Origin of the sequence: Kibdelosporangium aridum (genome assembly GCF_900176515.1) — a bacterium.
GTDB lineage: Bacteria > Actinomycetota > Actinomycetes > Mycobacteriales > Pseudonocardiaceae > Kibdelosporangium > Kibdelosporangium aridum.
In genome coordinates, this window is record NZ_FWXV01000011.1 from 441,029 (window position 1) to 459,126 (window position 18,098).

18 protein-coding genes are annotated in these 18,098 nt (G+C 66.4%); 8 read left to right on the forward strand and 10 right to left on the reverse strand.

What is annotated here, in order from left to right; translation table 11 throughout:
- The first annotated feature begins 97 nt into the window (after nt 1-97).
- Complete coding sequence (locus B9C43_RS44740) at nt 98-613, forward strand: RDD family protein (RefSeq protein ID WP_084433424.1); 516 nt, start codon at nt 98-100, stop codon at nt 611-613.
- On the opposite strand, the gene B9C43_RS44745 is transcribed toward B9C43_RS44740, so the two are convergent.
- The 4 genes from B9C43_RS44745 to B9C43_RS59765 all read right to left on the reverse strand — a co-directional run bounded on the left by B9C43_RS44745 (nt 606) and on the right by B9C43_RS59765 (nt 3,187).
- A complete protein-coding gene (locus B9C43_RS44745; RefSeq protein WP_033383020.1) occupies nt 606-1,256 on the reverse strand; it encodes a response regulator in 651 nt (216 codons plus the stop codon). The genes B9C43_RS44740 and B9C43_RS44745 overlap by 8 nt on opposite strands.
- A complete protein-coding gene (locus tag B9C43_RS44750) occupies nt 1,256-2,440 on the reverse strand; it encodes a sensor histidine kinase (RefSeq protein ID WP_084433425.1) in 1,185 nt (394 codons plus the stop codon). Before B9C43_RS44750 ends, B9C43_RS44745 begins: the two co-directional genes overlap by 1 nt.
- 21 nt (nt 2,441-2,461) lie before the next feature.
- Entirely contained in the window at nt 2,462-2,911 is a 450-nt protein-coding gene (locus B9C43_RS44755) for a hypothetical protein (RefSeq protein ID WP_033383022.1), read from the reverse strand.
- A gap of 144 nt (nt 2,912-3,055) precedes the next feature.
- On the reverse strand, nt 3,056-3,187 hold the full coding sequence (locus B9C43_RS59765) for a hypothetical protein (RefSeq protein ID WP_268811617.1): 132 nt from the start codon (nt 3,185-3,187) through the stop codon (nt 3,056-3,058).
- A gap of 173 nt (nt 3,188-3,360) precedes the next feature.
- On the opposite strand from B9C43_RS59765, the gene B9C43_RS57895 reads away from it, so the two are divergent.
- The 6 genes from B9C43_RS57895 to B9C43_RS44780 all read left to right on the forward strand — a co-directional run bounded on the left by B9C43_RS57895 (nt 3,361) and on the right by B9C43_RS44780 (nt 9,951).
- Nucleotides 3,361-3,525, forward strand: a complete 165-nt coding sequence (locus tag B9C43_RS57895; protein WP_200825993.1) for a hypothetical protein — start codon at nt 3,361-3,363, stop codon at nt 3,523-3,525.
- Nucleotides 3,526-3,652: 127 nt separating this feature from the next.
- Nucleotides 3,653-3,922: a hypothetical protein gene (locus tag B9C43_RS44760; RefSeq protein ID WP_143447042.1), complete on the forward strand. Its 270-nt coding sequence runs from the start codon at nt 3,653-3,655 to the stop codon at nt 3,920-3,922.
- A gap of 10 nt (nt 3,923-3,932) precedes the next feature.
- Nucleotides 3,933-6,068: a DUF6351 family protein gene (locus B9C43_RS44765; RefSeq protein ID WP_084433427.1), complete on the forward strand. Its 2,136-nt coding sequence runs from the start codon at nt 3,933-3,935 to the stop codon at nt 6,066-6,068.
- A gap of 247 nt (nt 6,069-6,315) precedes the next feature.
- Entirely contained in the window at nt 6,316-7,878 is a 1,563-nt protein-coding gene (locus B9C43_RS44770; RefSeq protein WP_084433428.1) for an alpha/beta hydrolase, read from the forward strand.
- Between the two features lie 63 nt (nt 7,879-7,941).
- Nucleotides 7,942-9,327: a S28 family serine protease gene (locus B9C43_RS44775; RefSeq protein ID WP_160097146.1), complete on the forward strand. Its 1,386-nt coding sequence runs from the start codon at nt 7,942-7,944 to the stop codon at nt 9,325-9,327.
- 129 nt (nt 9,328-9,456) lie between these two features.
- Nucleotides 9,457-9,951: a hypothetical protein gene (locus tag B9C43_RS44780; RefSeq protein ID WP_084433430.1), complete on the forward strand. Its 495-nt coding sequence runs from the start codon at nt 9,457-9,459 to the stop codon at nt 9,949-9,951.
- A gap of 100 nt (nt 9,952-10,051) precedes the next feature.
- On the opposite strand, the gene B9C43_RS57900 is transcribed toward B9C43_RS44780, so the two are convergent.
- Nucleotides 10,052-10,336 carry an alpha/beta fold hydrolase gene (locus B9C43_RS57900; protein WP_143447043.1) on the reverse strand — a complete coding sequence of 95 codons (285 nt, stop codon included), beginning with the start codon at nt 10,334-10,336 and terminating at the stop codon, nt 10,052-10,054.
- Here B9C43_RS57900 and B9C43_RS57905 point away from each other — a divergent pair.
- Nucleotides 10,325-10,504: a hypothetical protein gene (locus B9C43_RS57905; RefSeq protein ID WP_084433432.1), complete on the forward strand. Its 180-nt coding sequence runs from the start codon at nt 10,325-10,327 to the stop codon at nt 10,502-10,504. The two genes, B9C43_RS57900 and B9C43_RS57905, sit on opposite strands and share 12 nt — an antisense overlap.
- 94 nt (nt 10,505-10,598) lie before the next feature.
- Here B9C43_RS57905 and B9C43_RS44795 read toward each other — a convergent pair whose 3' ends face one another.
- The 5 genes from B9C43_RS44795 to B9C43_RS44815 all read right to left on the reverse strand — a co-directional run bounded on the left by B9C43_RS44795 (nt 10,599) and on the right by B9C43_RS44815 (nt 18,051).
- The gene (locus tag B9C43_RS44795) at nt 10,599-11,402 is read right to left on the reverse strand and encodes a hypothetical protein (protein ID WP_200825975.1); all 804 of its coding nucleotides are present in this window, start codon (nt 11,400-11,402) and stop codon (nt 10,599-10,601) included.
- Nucleotides 11,403-11,440: 38 nt separating this feature from the next.
- Nucleotides 11,441-15,913 carry a WD40 repeat domain-containing serine/threonine protein kinase gene (locus tag B9C43_RS44800; protein WP_084433433.1) on the reverse strand — a complete coding sequence of 1,491 codons (4,473 nt, stop codon included), beginning with the start codon at nt 15,911-15,913 and terminating at the stop codon, nt 11,441-11,443.
- Between the two features lie 60 nt (nt 15,914-15,973).
- A complete protein-coding gene (locus B9C43_RS44805; protein ID WP_143447044.1) occupies nt 15,974-16,447 on the reverse strand; it encodes a hypothetical protein in 474 nt (157 codons plus the stop codon).
- A gap of 4 nt (nt 16,448-16,451) precedes the next feature.
- Nucleotides 16,452-16,844, reverse strand: a complete 393-nt coding sequence (locus B9C43_RS44810; RefSeq protein WP_084433434.1) for a hypothetical protein — start codon at nt 16,842-16,844, stop codon at nt 16,452-16,454.
- A gap of 79 nt (nt 16,845-16,923) precedes the next feature.
- The gene (locus B9C43_RS44815; protein ID WP_084433435.1) at nt 16,924-18,051 is read right to left on the reverse strand and encodes an epoxide hydrolase family protein; all 1,128 of its coding nucleotides are present in this window, start codon (nt 18,049-18,051) and stop codon (nt 16,924-16,926) included.
- Between the last annotated feature and the right edge of the window lie 47 nt (nt 18,052-18,098).

Genomic DNA, 18,098 nt, shown 5'->3' on the forward strand with positions numbered 1-18,098 from the left:
GGTTCCACGCATCCGCACTACGGACTTGGATCCATGATTTGCCCGCGGAGCGTGGGGGTAACTATCCGGCGTACCTACTGACCGAGCGGGGGTGCGCATGGGCAAAGTAGAGCGTTCAGTGCAGCTGCTCAGGGCGTCGTCGTCCGTTGACCCCGACAAGTCCGAAGTGGACACGAGCAGGACCGTCGTCGGACGGCGGTACCTGCAGTACATCATCGACCAGGCTTTGTCGTTCGTCCTGGCACTGCTGGTCTTCTTGGCGTGCTTCGGGTTTGCCGTGTTGTCGACCGAATTCGGCGCACGGGGCAAGGTGTTGCTCATCGTCCCGTTCGCGGCCTGGATCCTGACGCTCATCGCCACGAACCTCTGGTTCGGGATTTGGTATCCACGCAGCATGGGCGGTGCCACACCGGCCATGCGGTGGCTTGGGCTCAGAATCGTCACACTGCAGGGCGGCGAACCGTCATTGCGTGACTATTTCCTGCGGTGGCTGTTGATGGTCGTGGACGGACTGTTCCTCGGTCTGCTTGGTGCCGTGCTGATCGCCGTGACACCGCGCAACCAGCGGTTCGGTGACATGGTGACCCGTACCCTCGTCGTGCGAGTCACCTGACTAGCTGGTTCTGCCACGCCCAGATGGCGATTTCAGTGCGGTTGCGGGCTTTGATCTTGCCTTGCACGCTCGCCAGATGCGATTTCACCGTGGACAGCGAGATGTCCAGACCAGCCGCGATCTCCGCGTTCGTGCTGCCCTTCGCGACAGCCAGCACGACATCCAGTTCCCTCGCGGTCAAAGCGACATCAGCTGATGCGGACCGCTGCGCAGGCGTCTTTGTGAAATGCGACAGCAGCCGCACAGTGACCGAAGGCGACACCATGGCCTCGCCCTTCGCGGCAGCGTGCACTGCTTCGACGAGCAACCGCGGCCCGGCATCTTTGCGCAGGAAGCCACACGCTCCGGCAAGCAAGGCCGCGTAGACGTTCTCGTCGATGTCGTAGGTCGTGACGACCACGACTCGCAGCGGATCCGGCACTTCCGGCCCCGCCAGCATCCGCGTTGCCCGGATCCCGTCAAGCCCTGGCATCTTGATGTCCATCAGCGTGACGTCCGGCCGCAGTTGCCGCGCCAGCTTCACCGCGGCTGGCCCGTCGGCGGCCTCGCTGATCACCTCGATCTCCGGCTCCGCGTTGAGGATCAGCCGGAAACCGGTGCGCACCAGCGTTTGGTCGTCGGCGACAAGAACACGGATGGGCATCAGACTCCTCGCGGCAGCGCTGTCTCGTCGAGCGGAAGGCGCGCAGTGACACGCCACTGGTTGCCGGGCTGCGGCCCCGCGGTCAACGTGCCGCCCAGTGCCGCGACCCTCTCGGTCATCCCGACCAGACCGTATCCCGGTGGCTTTTCGACGGTCGAGGTCATGTCGTTGCAGATATCGAGCACGATCTCGTCGTTCGCCACCCGGACCACGACCGTGACGCTGGACTGTGGCGCGTGCCGCCGTGCGTTGGTCGTCGCCTCCAGCATCACACGGTGGATGGTGCTCGCCAGTTCCGGCGGCACGGGCATCTCGTTCACGTCTTCGGGGATGTCCACTTCCTCGGCTTCGGACGTAGCCGAGCGGACAATGTCACCGAGGCTCGAACTGGGCAATGGGAGGGCGTGTTCGTTGCTACGCAACATACCCACGAGCTTGCGCATGGCCACGAGCGCCTCCGTCCCCGCCTGCTCGACCTCGCCGTACACCTCGGCGGGATGCTGGGCGGGAACGTCCGGCCGTCCGGCGAGCGATTTGGCGGCCTGCACTCGCACCACAATTCCGCTGACGTAGTGGGTCACCAGGTCGTGCAATTCCCTGGCCAGTTGCAGTCGTTCGTTTGTGCGCATCTGTTCGACCTCGCGTAGATGACGGGTGTCGGCGTCCCGCAGGACGAGCCCCATCGCGAGCGCGACACCCCACATCAGCGCAGCTGGCACCGCCACCAGCGCCACCGGTGAGTCGATGCCGTAGCGCAGGACTGGCGCCGCGACAACTGCCAGCCCTGTGGCAGCTGCGAGCGTTCCTGCCTGAAGCGGTGGTAACCGCCGGCAACCCGCGCCCGCCAACAACGCCGCAGCCAGCACCTCGGTCACCATGGGCTCCGCTGTCCGCTGCAGTCCCAGATTGCTTGCGACCACAGTGGACGCGGTACTCACCAGAGAAAGTCCTGTGACTGCCGCGCCAAGCCTGCCGATACGGCGGGGAAACCGACGCCGTAACACGGCCAGCACGGCGACCGCAGGCCCGACGGACGCCACCATGGACACGAACCCGGCAGCCAAGGCGTTGTCCGGCCGGCCCTGCCGGAGCGCGAGCACCGTGTCGACGGCGATCGCCACAGTCAAAACGACGATCTCCGCGACGAAGACGCTCCGCCGCGCCCGCGGTCCGGCTGCTGTCATGGCACCGATTCTCGCGGCAACTCACCTGGAGTGCTTGACAGCGGCAATGTACTCGTTGGACGCAGGCAAGTAGCTCAGCACCAGTGCCACAACGGCGATCGCGCAGCTGCCGTAGCCCCACAACGAGTTGCCTTGTGTCGTGAACAACGAAGCGACCTGCAGCAACGTGACCACAGTGAGCACGACTCGCGCCCAGTTGCGGCCGGCCTTGAGCTTGAACGCCAGCCACAGGTAGAACAACGCGACCAGCACCGCGACGCCCACGGCGAACGCCTGGGCGACGGTAACCGCCTGATCAAGTTGCTCCTCGGTCATCTGAGTGTCCGACGTACGCAGGGCATTGGCGAGCTCTTCCCGCGCCCCGAGCAGTAGGCCGGCTGACACCAGCGCCGAAACCGTGGAAACGAGAAAACCGAAGAACGCGGCAACGACGGTAACCGGTGGGGTGATTTTCTTCGATGACGTAACCATGATTGGAGCGTATGGCGCGACGAAAGTGCCTGCAGTCCAAGACAAATCCATCTAGTACTTTTGGCCGACCCGACTGCGTGTCCGCGCCTGCACTGAGATCGAGGGAAGCGTGGGACGCTGTTGATGACCAGGTCGAGCAGGCGGTCAGCCTGCTGGGCCCGACGGTGTCCGCCATACGGCTCCCATCACCAGCAGGACGTCGTCTGGGGTCAGCGCATCGCCGAGGCCGCGTTTGATCCGGATGTAGCCCGCGAGCCGTTCGAACCACTTGCGCATGGCGACCAGCGGTGGGTCCTGCTCGAGCAGTTCCGGCGCCCAGTCGACGAGGCGCTGCGCTGCGCCATGTGATCCCTTCCACTCCCGTTGCCAAACGGAGAACTCTCCGCTAGCGTGACGACCCGAGCGGAGAACTCTCCGTTTCGGGGTAGACCATCCCCGGAGGCAGCCTCATGCGTTACATCAAGCTGGGCAAAACCGGTCTCGACGTGTCCCCGATCGCGATCGGCGCGATGACCAACGGCGAGCCTGAGCGCCACCAAGCTGCGGCGCCCGATGCGCCCCGGCCCCAACGGCAAAGGCTTGTCCCGCAAGTCGTAACTCCTGGCAATCCATAAAGGAGCAAGTCAATGTTTCGCCGTACCCAGGCCGCCACCGTTCCAGGGCTCGCAGGCCAGCATCGACAACGGGCAGATCCTGTACCACCTGATCGGTGCGCAGACCACGATCGTCTGCGGAAACCTGTTGTCGATCCTCGCGGCCTCCTTCCGTGGCCGCCTGGGCATGTCACGGGGAGTCGCGCGAGCCTTGCTCGTGCTCGGCGTGATCGGTTTGCTCGGGTTCGCCGCGTTCATGATCGATGTCCGAGGTGGCATCAATATCGCCATCGGCCTGTTCGAACGGCTCGCCATCTACCCGATTGTCGCCGCGCACGTGGTGTTCGGTGTCTCGCTGCTCGCCAGCCGGGCGGCACGCACAGCCATTGTCCCCAGCACAATTCCCGCGACGGCGTGAGGACGTGACCATGTTGAGAGCACTCGTTCTCGTGGCTGCTTTGCTGGCCACGGGATCCGCCCTCCAGGCCGAGGCCGGCCAGCCGCTGGCGATCACCACCGTGGCCAACCCGCGCCCCGAGTTGATCAGTGGAACCCGGACTCTGCTCAGGATCAGCCCGGCCGCACCCGGTCTGCGGGTGACCCAGGACGGCCGGGACGTCACGACCGTGTTCCAGTCCCAGCCCGACGGCAGCGTGCTGGGACTGGTCACCGGACTGACGCCGGGCAGTCACCAGATCACGGCGACCGCTCGAAACGGGCACGGGACAGCGCGTCTGACGGTCCGTCCGAGCACAGGCCCTGTGTTCTCCGGACCTCAGCAGCAGCCGTTCTTCTGCGAGACAACGGCTTTCGGTCTCGAACCGGCGACCCAGCCGGATTGCTCCGCACCGGCGGTGGTGAGCTACCAGTACCGGAACACCGCTGGCCGGTTCGCCCCGCTGGCTGACCCGGCTTCCCGACCGGCAGATCTGGCGACGGCCACAGTGGACGATCGCAGCGTGCCCTATGTCGTGCGTGTCGAAACAGGCACCATCGACCGCGCTGTCTACCAGATCGCTGCGTTGACCGACGGTGCGACGCCGTCCGCGCTCCGGCCAGAGCCGGCGTGGAATGGCAGGCTTGTGTATTCGTTCGGTGGCGGCTGCAACGGTGGCTACCACCAAGGCAACTCGACCGGCGGCGTGCTCAACGACCTCATGTTGTCCCAGGGTTACGCGGTCGCGTCGTCGACGCTCAACGTGCTGGACCAGAACTGCAGCACCATGTTGTCCGCCGAAGCCGCGATGATGGTCAAGGAGCACTTCGTCAACACCTACGGCCCGGTGCGGTACACGATCGGCTGGGGCGGATCGGGCGGTGCGATCCAGCAGTACGCCATCGCCGACACCTATCCGGGAATCCTGGACGGAATCGTCCCAGGGGTGTCCTTTCCGGACCCGCTCAGCGTCATGCGGGTGACCAGTGACTGCGCCCTGCTGGAGGACTTCTTCGCCGGGCCTGGCGGGGCGTTCTCACCGGATCAGCGCCAGGCGATCGCCGGGTTCCCGGCCTACAGCAGCTGTGTCTCGTGGGACCAGTCCTTCGCCAACCGGATCACGCCGACCGGAAGCTGCAACAAGCAGATTTTCTCGGTCAGCAACGCCATCCCGGCCGAGGCGATGTGGAACCGCGACACGAACCCGGACGGCGTCAAGTGCAGCATGAACCAGCAACTGGCCAACCAGTTCGGGATCGACCCGCGGACCGGGTTCGCCCGCAGCGCGCTCGACAATGTCGGAGTCCAGTATGGGCTTCAGGCACTCAACGACAGGCACATCACGATCGACCAATTCCTCACCCTGAACCAGCGGATCGGCGGCTTCGACGTCGAGGGCAATCCTGTTGGCCGCCGCACCACGGCGGACCAGCGCGCGTTGACCGCCGCATACCGGGACAACGTTCTCGTCTCCGGCTCGCTCGGGCTGCGCACCACGCCGATCATCGACCAGCGCACCAATCTGGACCACGGCGGGTTCCTCGGTGACATCCACACCACGGAGTGGTCATTCGTCATGCGCACCAGGCTCCAGCAGGCCAACGGCACCGCGGCCAACCAGGTGATCATCCAGAACCAGCGAACCCCGGACCAGACGGCGGAAGCCAGCCGGTACCAACTGGCGGCCATGGACCGCTGGCTGGCCGCCATAGCCGCTGACCACAGCCAGCGATCGGCCCAGCAGAAGGTGATCGCCAACAAGCCGAGTGATCTGGGAGACGGCTGCTACCTCGCAGCGACCGAACGGATTGTCAGCCCGTTGACCTACCCCGCCAGCGGTCCGTGCGCCACCCAGTATCCAGTGGGCACGAACCCACGCCTGGTCGCCGGTGCACCCTTGGCGTTGGACATCCTCAAGTGCCGCCCGCGGCCCGTCGACTTCGCCGAGTACCGCGTCCCACTGTCCGCATTGGATAAAGATCGGTTGCGATCGACGTTCCCAGAGGGAGTATGCGACTACCGGGCACCGGGTGTCGGCCAGGTGGCTCCCCTGGGTAGCTGGCTCAGTTACGGCGACGGTTCGGTCGGCACGTTCGGTCACGCCCCACCGCCTATCCGGCTCCGTTAATTGCAGCAGTTCGTGAGCACCTCGACGTGATCCCACGTCGAGGTGCTCACGACGATTGACTTGGCGTCGTCGCCTGGTTTCGCGCTACTCCTACTGTCCACTATGGATCCCTTGTTGCCTTCACCAGCCGCTTGTCGGTCAATCCATTGTCGCTCCCTGGTTTCACGCCCAGCTGAAGCGGGTTGCCGACGCCGGACTCAGGACGCTATCGATACACGTCGAAGATCCAATACGAACTGGGGTGCGAATGAGAAAATTCCTTACGCTCGGCCTGACCGCGGTGCTCACCGTCGGCACTGCGGCGGCCGTCAGCACATCGGCGTACGCCGCTCCACAGCTTGAATTCGGGGCCTGCCCGCAAGATGTCGCGCAGGTGTACCCGGGACTGAAATGCGCGACGGTCAACGTCCCGCTCGACTACTCGCGCCCGTTCGGCGCCCGGATGAACGTGCTCGTCTCGAGGCACGCCAGCACCAATCCGGCGAAACGGCGCGGCGTGCTGTTCGTCAACCCCGGCGGCCCCTCGGGTTCGGCAGTGATGCAGGCGGGCAAGCTGTCGCATCCGAACACGACCGGATACACCCGGCTGCCCAAGGAAGTGCTTGAGGCCTACGACATCATCGGGGTCGACTCGCGCGGCACCGGCCACAGCGAGCCACTGAGCTGCGTCGGCGAGGACTACTGGCGCCAGCTGCAGCCCGACCCGGACCTGCCTGAAGAGCGGGACAAGAGCTGGGAGCGCTGGAAGGCCTTCGCCCGCTCGTGCGCGGAGAAGAACGGCGACAAGCTGAAGCACATCGGCAGCCGCAACGTGATCCGGGACATGGATCACGTGCGCACACTGCTCGGCGAGGAACGCATCAGCTACCTGGGCTACTCCTACGGCACCTATCTCGGCAGCGCCTACGCCGAGCTGTACCCGGGCCGGGTCGACCGGATGATCCTCGACAGTTCGATGAACCCGGTGGAACCGCAGATGTGGTACCACAACTCGACCGGGCAGGTCACCGCGGGCGTTGCCCGCGAACGTGACTACCTGAACTGGATCGCCAGGTACGACACCGTGTTCCACCTCGGCAAGACCTACGAACAGGTGAACGCGGCGTGGCAGAAGATGCTCGGCGACTTCCGCAAGCAGCCGCGCGGGCCGCTCAAGAACGTCGGCGCGGTGGAGCTGATGGACGTCTACATCGCCAACCTCTCCCACGAGCTCTACTGGGAGCCGCTCGCGAAGGCGATGGCCGACTACGTGCTGCGCGGTGACGAACGGGCCGTGCTGGACTGGGCGACTCCCGCGGGCGGCGCGGCAGGCGAGAGCTTCATCGCCGGGATGATCTCGATCGCCTGCATCGACTCCGACGCCCCGGCGGACCGGACGAAGATCGAACGCGACTTCAGCGAGCTGGCCAAGACCAGCGATTTCGCCTGGTACAACGTATCGATCCCGTCCGCCTGCGCCAACTGGCCCGCCGGACACGACCAGCGCGTCGTGCCTTCGGGCAGGAACCTGCCGCCGATCCTGATGTTCGGCACCGACGGGGACTCCGCGACGCCGTACGTGAACACGGTCGCGATGCACAAGCAGCTGCCCAGTTCGGTGCTGGTGACCGAGCGCGGCTCGGGCACCCACTGCGTGTTCGGCAGCAACACGGCGATGGTCAACTGGGAGGCACAGCGGATCGGCAAGGAATACCTCGTCGACGGCGTGCTCCCGAACGGTGACATCGACATCGCGCCGCACCCGCTGCCGGTGCCGACCGCGGGAACCGCTGCGGCCGCACGCCCAGCCGTCCTTTCAGTACACGCGTAACGCCGCACCACCAAGTAGTTGCCGCCAAATGACAAGCGACGTACGCACGAAAGGAAACTCAACTTGTTAACCAGATTACGAGCAACTGCGGCGGTCGCGGTCGTCGCTGGGCTGCTCGGCCCGGTGGGTGCGGCGGGCGCCGCGCCCGAGGAGGACATCCTCGACCAGCTCAAGCGGATCCCGGGACTGACGGTGCTTTCCGAGGGCCCGCCACCAATCCCGGACCACCGGTACTTCGTACTCGGCTACACCCAGCCCGTCGACCACCGCCAGCCGCACGGAGCCACCTTCCAGCAACGGTTCCAGTTGGTGCACAAGTCGGCCGACCGGCCGATGATCCTGCACACCACCGGGTACAACCTCTACCCGACCTCGTTTCGCAGCGAACCGACGCAGCTCGTCGACGGCAACCAGATCTCGGTCGAGCACCGGTTCTTTCCCCCATCCCAGCCAGAGCCGGCGAACTGGGACCACCTCACCGTCTGGCAGGCGGCCACCGACCACCACCGGCTGGTAGCTGCTCTCAAGCCGCTCTACCCCAGGAAGTGGCTGTCCAGCGGGGCCAGCAAGGGCGGGATGGCCTCGATCTACCACAGCCGGTTCTACCCGCTTGATGTGGACGGCGTTGTCGCGTACGTGGCCCCGAACGACCACATCAACGACGAGGACAGCGCCTACGACCGGTTCTTCGCCACGGTCGGTACCGATGCCTGCCGCGCCGCGCTCGCCGACCTCCAGGTGGAGGCGTTCAAGCGCCGCCCGGAGCTGGTCGCTCTGCTGACCGAGTACGCGGCCAAGTACGGCTGGACCTACGACAAGATCGTTGGCAGCGTTGACAAGGCGTTCGAGAAGTCGGCGATGATGCTCGGCTGGGCGTTCTGGCAGTACTTCGGCCAGACCGAGTGCGGGAAGGTGCCTGCGACCTCGGTCACCACCGAACAGATCTACGAGTACATCAACGCCACCGTCAACTTCGGTTCCTTCGCCGACCAGAACCTCGGTCAGATGACGCCGTACTACTTCCACGCGATGACCGAGCTCGGCTGGCCGCAGCCGCAGTTCGCGCACCTGCGTGGCTACCTCAAGTACCCAGACTCGTCGACCGTGTACTCCAACGTTCCGGGTGAACTGCACCGGCCGCACCGCCCGGGTCCGATGCTCGACATGGACCAGTGGGTGCGTACCCAGTCACAGCGGATCCTGTTCATCAACGGGCAGAACGACCCCTGGGGTGCGGAGCGGTTCACGCCGAGTCAGCACGACTCCCACAGCTACACCGCACCTGGCGCGACCCACGGGGCGCGGATCTCCCTCCTCGCCGGCAGCGACCGCATCGCGGCGACCGACATTGTGCGGCGCTGGGCCGACGTCGGGTTCCAGTCAGCCGGCGAGTTCCCCGCGGTCAACCCGAACGAGCTGGACGTCGTTCGAGCGCCGCTTCCGTTCTGATCCTTCTCTCCTCGTGGGTGCTTTCCTTCCTCGGCCGGAAAGCACCCACGAGGCGAGGTCTAGTCCTCGTCGGCCAAAGTCATCTGAAACCGCCTCCACGGAGATCATCGCGCTGCCACCATGTGTCGCATGACGACAACTCCCACCGAAGTGGCGACCCTGCTAGTCGAGATCGGCATGCTCACGGCATTACCGGACGAACTGGACGACGAACCGTGGGATGACGAGGACGTGCCGGAACTCCTCGTCGAGCTCGGCGTCGCGATCGCCGTGCACGGCGGCGACGTAGACGACCTCGAGACCAGCTACAACCACCTGCTCCAGGACGCCGCAGCCTGTTCCGGCAACGCCGTGACGATCACCGACGTCCGGCTCACCGAAGACGGCAAGCAACTGCACTTCGTGCGCAACGGCGTGCCGACCTACTGGCACGTCGAGCACATGTCGGACGAATACATGGACCACCTCGCGGTGTACGAGTTCATCCACCTGCTCGAACCGGACGACGACCGCAGGTTCCACGCGATGCCACTGCGGGACTCCGGCGAGGACAGCTACTACGTACTCGCGACGGACGAACAGGCGAAAACCCTCACGGACCGACTCGGACTCGACTTCGGCTGAGCGCGGTCGCGGTCTACTGGCGACTGGGCAACAAATGCACCTGTACACAGGAAAAGCCCAGTCCCTGACCGTGAGCCGGACGGGCATCGAACGTGAGCCTTCAATCGCCCTGAGGGGCGTGATTCGCGGTGAAGGCCAAGAGGGGCACGGCGGTCCGTGCCGGATCTTCGAGGTTGGGGGAATGGCCGAGGCCGGGCAGCATCTCAGCCCTCGCACCGGGAACGGCGCGGTACTCGGCGGCGGACGAGGAGCGCCACCTGCGATCTTCCTCGCCGAAGATCACCAGCAACGGTTTGCCAAGCCTCGCCAGCCGTTCCGGCAGCGCGTGCTCGTCGAGGTACGCGCCGATCGCCTGTGACGTTGCGGCGAACACGTGGAAGTCCATGTCGCGCACCTGATCCAGGAACGGTTGGGGGATCTGGTGTCCCGGGGCGAACCCGGAGCTGACGGCCTGGCGGAGTTGTTCGTCGGTGAAGGCCGGCCACTGTTTCGGGTCGATCTCGTGCAGGATGGCCTGATCAAGAACCTCTACACCCTGTTGCTGACCGACTGAGAACAGACAGCACCGCCACGGCCGCACGGTCCTCACAACCCGCGTCTTACACGACCGCGCCGACAAAGCCGCACAGCTGGTTTCATCGACAAGATCACCGGACAGCGTTATGGACCTCGGCCAGGTCTTCGGCTGTAACCAGGCGATATTCGGCTATCCGTTTGCCGACGGCGAACCGGGGGTTCTGGATGCGGCCGTGGCGTGCCTCGGAGTACGGATCGGCCAGTTCGCCGAACGCGACCCGGGAGATGGCGCGGATCGCGTCGTCAACGCGTTGGGTGCGGTCGAGATTCCACGCGTCGCCTGCGCGCCATTCGCGTACGCGCTCGTATATCCGGCGATTGGTCGGCGGGAACGGTGAGTCGTCGTCGCCGGCGAGCCATGGCTCGGCCAGCGCGAGAGCGACGTACCACTCCTTGGAATACCTCGCCAACTGTCCTTTTCGGATGTGCGGTTTGTGTTCGGTGTCCCGGCGGCTGGGTGTGAGCGACTCGTCGGTGGTCGCGTCGTGTGCGGTGATGGCGAACGTCAGCAAGAGGTCGGTGTACAGCTCGTGACCGACCTGTTTTCCGCTCAGCACAACGAGTTCGTTCTTCCCAAGGTCGAGCATCGCCGACATGCCACGGACAAGCGTCACTCGCCGGGCGCCGCCGGGCGCGTCCAGCAGGCTGGACAACCGGCCTTCGCCCGCGCCCAGCCAGCGCAGCAGCGCAGCCTCCTGACCGACGACAAGCTCGGCGAGCACTCCCGAGACGTGCGGGGCGCACCCTGGCAATCGCAAGGCGACGCGGCCGGGCCGTTGCGGGCTGCCGTGCGGGTCGCGACCGAACACCAGACGCTCACCAGACGCGAAACGCATCGGGTGCAGATCGCTCCCACGCACCATCGCCTGCAGCATGACGCTCCTCGCAGAAAAGTCGAGGAGCCGAGAATACGTCAGCCGCAGCCGGTCTTGCCCAGGGTCGCCTCGTCGATGTTCGCGCACACTTGGCGGACAACGTCGTCCGGGTCGACTCGCCACACCGCGACGTTGGTGTCGGTGCCGCCGCTGGCCAACTGGCGGCCGTCCGGCGAGAACACGATGTCGTTGAGTGGCGACAAGTGGGCGTTGAGGTCGGCGACATGCTGGAACGTGTCGAGGTTCCACAGCCGCACGGTCGAGTCCTGGGCGGTCACCGAAGCGAGCAGGCGCCCGTCCGGGGAGATCGCGATCCGGCGGACCATGGACGGGTGCCGGCCGAACTCCTTACGCATCTCACCGGTGACAGCGTCACGGACCTGCAGCACTCCACTGACACCTGCGGTGATCAAGGACTTGCCGTCCGGCGTGTAGGTCACAGTGTTGAGTGTGTTGCCGCCGAGCGGTGTGCGGGCCGCGTCAACGAAACCGACAGTACTCCACGTCACCATGCTCGCCGCGTTCTTGCCGTCGGGGTCGCTGCCGGTGATTCCCGTCCCCGCCGAACTGGTCAACGCGAGCAGCTTGTCGTTGCTGGGCGAGAAAGTCAGATCCAACGGCCACTGCGAGCCCATCTCGAGCACAGCGTCCTCGGCGAGCGTCCTGACGTCCCACACTGTGATCTTGTAGTCCTGCGTGTTGGGTGTGACGCTCGCCGGCTGGTGTACCGCGGCGAACCATCGGCCGTCCGGGGACACGGTCAACGCACCCCGGCCGATGAACAGCCGGCCAGGAAGGGTGACCGTTCGCGGCTTGGCCGCGCGATCCGGTGGCGTCACGGTGAATGTGGCGTTGCCCGTCGCGGTGATCCGGGTACCGTCCGGGGTGTAGGAGACCGCGAGGACTCCCCCGCTCTGCTCGGTCGTCCTGACGATCTCCGCGCCGGTCTGCGCGTCCCATGTATACAGTCCACTTTCGGCATCACCGGCCGAGATCTCCTTGTTGTCGGGGTGGAACGCGAGGCTCATCACCGAGGCGCGGGGGTCGGCGTACCAGTTCGTGTTGGTGCTCCAGCGTTGCACGGTGCCGTCGCTGTTCGCCGCCACCCACGTTCGCCCGTCCCGGGAGACCGCGATCGCCATCACCGTCTGACCCACCGTGGTGCCCTCGCGCGGGCCTTGCAGCCGGTTGCCGAGGAAGGTGCCGTTGAGCGGATCCCACGCGGTGATCGAGTTGAGATCACTGTTGGTGTACAGGGTTCTGCCGTCGGGGGTGAACCTCAACGAGCTCGGTCCCGCCGCCCCTGCCGAGTCCGCCTGACGTGTGACATCGGGAAAAGCCAGTCCTGGGGCGCCGGTGCGGGGATCCCACAGCCGGATCATGTTGTCCAGCACGCTCGAACTGGCCAGCAGTGAGCCCGAGAACGTCACCTGCACCGGCATGATGCCGCCGGGGCCACGCCTGGTCGTGGCGTCTGCGTGGCCGGTCTGCCGACTGACCCGAGTGGACGTTGCCGTGTCCCACAGTTCCACGCTGCCATCGCCCCGGCCGATGGCCAGCCGGTCACCGGTCGAGCTGTAGGCGATGCTCGTCGGGTCGACAACGCCCTTGGCGATGGTCTTGATCAGCCTGCCGGTCCGGGCGTCCAACTCGCCGATGCCGCGCTTGTCGCCCTCCTGCGGCAGCAAAGCCGCGACCACCGGCTGATCAGGCCGCCAGGCGAGCTGCCCGATCGCGGGCAGCTCGTCCGCGAGCCTGGCGATCTCCCGGCCGTTGACGGTATCCCAGATCCGGATGGAGCTCGCGTTGACATCACCGTTCCGGTCGACGTCCGAAGTGGCCAGCAGGGTTCCATCGGGCGAGAACTTCACCGCGGAGACGAATCCCTTGGCGGTGATACCGGTGTGCACAGGACCGCGTTTCCTGACGTCCCACACCACGATCTTGCCGCCGCCCGACCCTACCGCGACCAGTGCGCCGTCCGGGCTGACGTCCACAGCGGACACATTGGACAGTCCGGTTGTGAACGCGGACGGGTACGTGATCAGCGGTGCGGACAGCAGCGCGCCACGGGCCTCCACGGTGGGGCTGGCCCGCCAGCTCTCGACCGCTTTGCGCATCGCGCCAACGGGATTCACTTCCGCCTGGGCCTGCGACTCGGCCGCCAGCTGCCGTGACAACGCGTCCCGTCTTCCTTGTTCGGCCTCGTTGCGCGCGACCAACGCGAGCACGCCCGCGACCAGCGCCGCGACGAGCAGCACGGCCAATCCAGCCACCGCACCTTGCAGCCGCCGGGTTCGCCGCCGCCGCTCCCGGTCACTGGCTTTCAGGAACGCTCGCTCGTCCGGCGTGAGATCGGTCCGCCCGGCAGCCCATTCCTGTGCTGCCGCAAGGCGCGCGCCACGGTAGACGTCGGACCGGTCCCGGCTGCTGGTCTGCCAATGGGCGACGGCGACACCGAGCTGCTGGCGGACCAGCAGACCTTCCCGATCCTCAGCCACCCATCCCCGTAACCTCGGCCACGCGGTCAGCAACGCGTCGTGGCTGAGCTGGACATAGTCTCCGTCGATCGTGACAAGCCGCGCGGCGACAAGGCTTTCCACGACACGGTTGGGCACTTCCGCGCGGTGCGCCCAGCGCCGGGCAATGCCACCGCCGTCCAGCAACGTGATCATCCGCAGCACCGCGGCGCGCAACGCATGCCGGTCGGGCTCGTTGAGCCGCATGTACATGCTGTCAGCGGTCAACGCCACAGCACGGTCGACTCCCCCGGTCTGCTGGTATCCGGCCAACGTCAGCCGGTTGCCGGCCCGGTGGTGCCAGGTTTCCCGCAGCGCGTGGGCGAGCCGGGGCAGCGCCCCGAGTTCGTCACCCGCACCGACATCGGAGATGAGCCGGTCGACAAGGCCAGGCTCAAGCTCGAGCCCCGCGGCCTCGGCCGGACTGACGATCACGCGCGCGAGTTCCGTGGCGGTCATCGGTCCCAGCACGTAGGGCGCGTCCAGGGACCGCTTCAGCGCGGTCAGCGTGATGAACTGCTGCACGAAGTCCGCACGCATCGCGAACACGACACGCGCTGGCCACGCGGTCGCCAGCGCGGTCGCGAACGCCTCGCGCTCACGGGGATCAGCGCATTGCGTGAACAATTCCTCGGCCTGGTCGATCACGATGAGCATCGGCGCGTCCACGTGCCTGACCGCGGCCTGGCACATGGCACCGAACGATCTGGGGTGCTCATACAATTGCCGCGCCAGGTGGTTCGGGTCGGCATGCAGGAACGTCGCCAGACGCGCCGCCAACGTGCCGATCGGACGGGCACCCGGTGTCATCGCCAGTTGCGCCGCCACTTTCGCCGCACCCGCGTGCGCGGCGAGTAGCCCAGCGTGCAACAGCGAGGACTTCCCCGCGCCCGACGCGCCCACCACGACCAGCGGCCCGGAGTCGGCTCGCTGCCGGGACAATCGGGCAAGCAGGTCACGGACCGCCTGTTCCCGGCCGAAGAACCACTGGCTGTCGGCTGAGCCGAAGCTCTGCAGACCCGGGTACGGGCACTGGTCGCGGATCACGTCAGTGCTGTCCGTCTGCTGCGCATCGCCGACAGCGGCCAGCAGCCGCACGAAGTATGACTGGCCGCGGTCGTTGGTACGCGGTGCTTCGGGCGGGGCGCTCGCGGGCGCTTCGGTCAAGACCGCCGTCGCGGCGGCCATCAGCTCGCCCGCGCTCGGGTATCGGCGGCGCGGATCCTTGTCCATGCCGGTCTGGATGACGAGGTCGATCGCGGGCGGGATCCAGCGGTCGAACAGCGACGCCGCCGGTGGCGGATCGTTGAGCTGGGCGGTGAGTTTGCCGACCGAGTCCGCGGCGGGAAAGGGAACCCGGCCGGTAAGGCACTGGAACAGCACGCACGCCAACGAGTACACGTCCGACGCAGGCCCTGCTTCGCCTGCTGTCAGGCGTTCCGGCGCCATGTAGTCCAGCGTGCCGACGGCGTCACCGGTCTCGGTCAGCCGGGTCACGTCCGGCGTGAACAGCCGGGCGATGCCGAAGTCGCCCAGGTAGGCGGTACCGTCAGCGTCCAGCATGACGTTGGCGGGCTTGACATCCCGATGCAGCACGGAACGCGCGTGCGCGGAGTCGAGCGCGAGGGCCACCTGGGTGAGGATCTCGACGGTCCGTTCCGGCGCCGGTGGACCGTCGGCCAGCAGCCGTTTGAGATCCGGCCCGTCGATCAGCTGCATGTCGATGTACAGGCGGCCGTCGATCTCGCCGTGCGCGTGCACCGGCACCACGTGTGGCGCACGGAGTTGTTCCGCGATCCTCGCCTCGCGCCGGAACCGGTTCTCGAACTCGCGGCCCGCGAGCAACGGCAGGCGTTTCAGCGCCACATGACGTTCATGCACGGTGTCGAAGGCGCGATGCACCTCGCCCATGCCACCCCGGCCGAGCAGTTCCTCGATCCGGTACGGCCCGAACAACTCCGGTGCCGCGTCCACGGAGACCGTGTCGGTCATGCTCGACCCTCCCAGTCGTTGCGCGGCAAGCTTATTGCCAACCTCGCCTGCCGGGAATGGCTACTTGCACTTGGTGAGCAAGTCACGGGCCGCGGCGGTCCGCTGCGCCTCGGCAAGGCCGTCCCAAAGGTAGTGCTGCATGGCTTTGACACAGCCGGAGATGTCCGCGTTGGCCGACTTCACCGCGGTGTTACGCTCTTCGGCCCGCTTGCGATCCGCCTCCGCCGCAGCCACCCGATCGTCCAATTCGGTGAGTTGCCGTTGCCGATCGTCAAGCTGTGTCACTGTTTTCGTGTGGTCACTGGCCGCGATCAGGAACAGTGTCACGAAAATTCCCGTCGTCACCAAGAACAACGCGGCGAGCGCGATCAGCACGGTCATCCCGGTACGGGAGCCGCGCACGGGAGTCGACGGCGGTAGGGGTGGCGGCGTCAAGGTGCCGTAGCCAGGTGGCTGCGACTGCGCCGCAAAGGCGCCATGGGCCGGAAATGAGTGGTAGCCGCTGGGGCCGGTTTCGTATCTGGCAGTGTGCATGTGGTCACCTCCTGCAGTTGATGAAGGCCTTGGCCATCGCCGAGTCGAAGCCTGTCCTGTCCGACCGCTGCGCGGCGGCGATGGAGTCCCTGGCGGCGTTGGCACACGCGCGCAGCTCCGTGTTCGTGGTCGTCAGCCTGGAATACTCGGCCTTCATGTCGTCCACTGTGGACGTGATGGCGGCGACGCGTGCCGTCCGGTCGGCGATCGAGCTCTCGGTCGTGCCGACCTGTTCCGCCAGACGGCCGATGTCGCTGCGCTTCATCACGTACAACACAGCGAACAACGCCGTCGCCGCAACCAGAATCCCGACTGCGACCGTGAGCGGGACGACCCCGCGACGCCCGGCCTGGTGCTCCATCGTGCCCTCCAGTCGTGTGAACTTCGGCAGGAACACTGTCGCGTCAACACCTGGCCGGGCGTAAGCGGAACGTTCCGGTACGAACCGTGTGCTGCCGTTGCTGGTGCTTGCGTGCTCACACCATGGGTGCGAAGAATGCCCGAATGTCGTCGACCAGCAGGTCCGGCACCTCCATCGCGGCGAAGTGCCCACCGTGCTCGTACTCGGTCCAGCGGTCGACCTTGCCGTCCGGATCGATCACGGCCCTGACCGAGTTGTCCGCCGCGAACACCGCGACGGCCTGCGGCGGCGCTGGTGGCGCCTCCCATCCGCTCATGTCCTGACCGGCCATCGCGGCCCATTCCCGCATGCCTTCGTAGAGGAAGTGCGCCGAGGTCGCGCCGCTGCGTGTGAACCAGTACAGGCTGATGTTGGTCAGCAGGTGATCGCGGTCGACTAGGTCGTTCCGGTCGGTCCACTCGTGGAACTTCTCCACGATCCACGCCAGCTGCCCGATCGGCGAGTCGGTCAGGGCGTACGCCAGCGTCTGCGGCCGGGTGGCCTGGATGCGGATGTACCCGTCACCGTTCTGCAGGAACTTGGCGTGCCGCTCGAGCCGGACCTTGTCCCGGTCGGACAGGCCCTCGATCTGCGGCGGCATCCCGGTCGTCGGGAGTGACGGGCCGTTGAGGTGCGTACCGATCACGCGGTGCGGCGCGATCATGCCCAGCACGCTGGTGATGCCCGCGCCCGCGTCCCCACCTTGGGCGGCGAAGCGCTCGTAGCCCAGGTGGGTCATCAGCTGGGCGAACGTGCCGGCGACCCGCATCAGTCCCCAGCCGGGCTGCGCCACCGGCGTGGAGAAGCCGAACCCCGGGATCGACGGCACCACGACGTGGAACGAGACCGGCGCGGCCGGGTCGGTCAACGGACCGATGATCTTGGTGAACTCGGCGAACGATCCCGGCCAGCCGTGCGTGATCAGCAGCGGGATCGCATCCGGGTTCACCGAGCGGACATGCAGGAAGTGCACGCGCTGGCCGTCGATCTGCGTGACGAACTGGGGGAACTCGTTGAGTGCCGCTTCATGGGCGCGCCAGTCGAAGCCGGTCCGCCAGTACTCGGCCAGCTCCCGCAGATGCCCCAGCGGCACACCGCGGTCCCAGCCCGCCTCCGGCGAGTCGTCCGGCCACCTCGCCGCGGCCAGCCTGGCGTGCAGATCGTCCAGATCGGCCTGCGGTACGTCGATGCGGAACTGTTCCATGCTGCATCCCCCAGCATTGTGCGTGCGAATGCCCGCAAGCCTCTGCG

Bases quoted from the DNA above. Each gene is read 5' to 3' on its own strand.
- B9C43_RS44740 (WP_084433424.1), top strand. From the start codon at position 98: ATGGGCAAAGTAGAGCGTTCAGTGCAGCTGCTCAGGGCGTCGTCGTCC.
- B9C43_RS44805 (WP_143447044.1), bottom strand. From the start codon at position 16,447: ATGCACACTGCCAGATACGAAACCGGCCCCAGCGGCTACCACTCATTT.
- B9C43_RS44745 (WP_033383020.1), bottom strand. From the start codon at position 1,256: ATGCCCATCCGTGTTCTTGTCGCCGACGACCAAACGCTGGTGCGCACC.
- B9C43_RS44780 (WP_084433430.1), top strand. From the start codon at position 9,457: ATGACGACAACTCCCACCGAAGTGGCGACCCTGCTAGTCGAGATCGGC.
- B9C43_RS44815 (WP_084433435.1), bottom strand. From the start codon at position 18,051: ATGGAACAGTTCCGCATCGACGTACCGCAGGCCGATCTGGACGATCTG.
- B9C43_RS44750 (WP_084433425.1), bottom strand. From the start codon at position 2,440: ATGACAGCAGCCGGACCGCGGGCGCGGCGGAGCGTCTTCGTCGCGGAG.
- B9C43_RS57895 (WP_200825993.1), top strand. From the start codon at position 3,361: ATGCGTTACATCAAGCTGGGCAAAACCGGTCTCGACGTGTCCCCGATC.
- B9C43_RS57900 (WP_143447043.1), bottom strand. From the start codon at position 10,336: ATGGACTTCCACGTGTTCGCCGCAACGTCACAGGCGATCGGCGCGTAC.
- B9C43_RS44755 (WP_033383022.1), bottom strand. From the start codon at position 2,911: ATGGTTACGTCATCGAAGAAAATCACCCCACCGGTTACCGTCGTTGCC.
- B9C43_RS59765 (WP_268811617.1), bottom strand. From the start codon at position 3,187: ATGCGCAAGTGGTTCGAACGGCTCGCGGGCTACATCCGGATCAAACGC.
- B9C43_RS44765 (WP_084433427.1), top strand. From the start codon at position 3,933: ATGTTGAGAGCACTCGTTCTCGTGGCTGCTTTGCTGGCCACGGGATCC.
- B9C43_RS44770 (WP_084433428.1), top strand. From the start codon at position 6,316: ATGAGAAAATTCCTTACGCTCGGCCTGACCGCGGTGCTCACCGTCGGC.
- B9C43_RS44795 (WP_200825975.1), bottom strand. From the start codon at position 11,402: ATGCTGCAGGCGATGGTGCGTGGGAGCGATCTGCACCCGATGCGTTTC.
- B9C43_RS44800 (WP_084433433.1), bottom strand. From the start codon at position 15,913: ATGACCGACACGGTCTCCGTGGACGCGGCACCGGAGTTGTTCGGGCCG.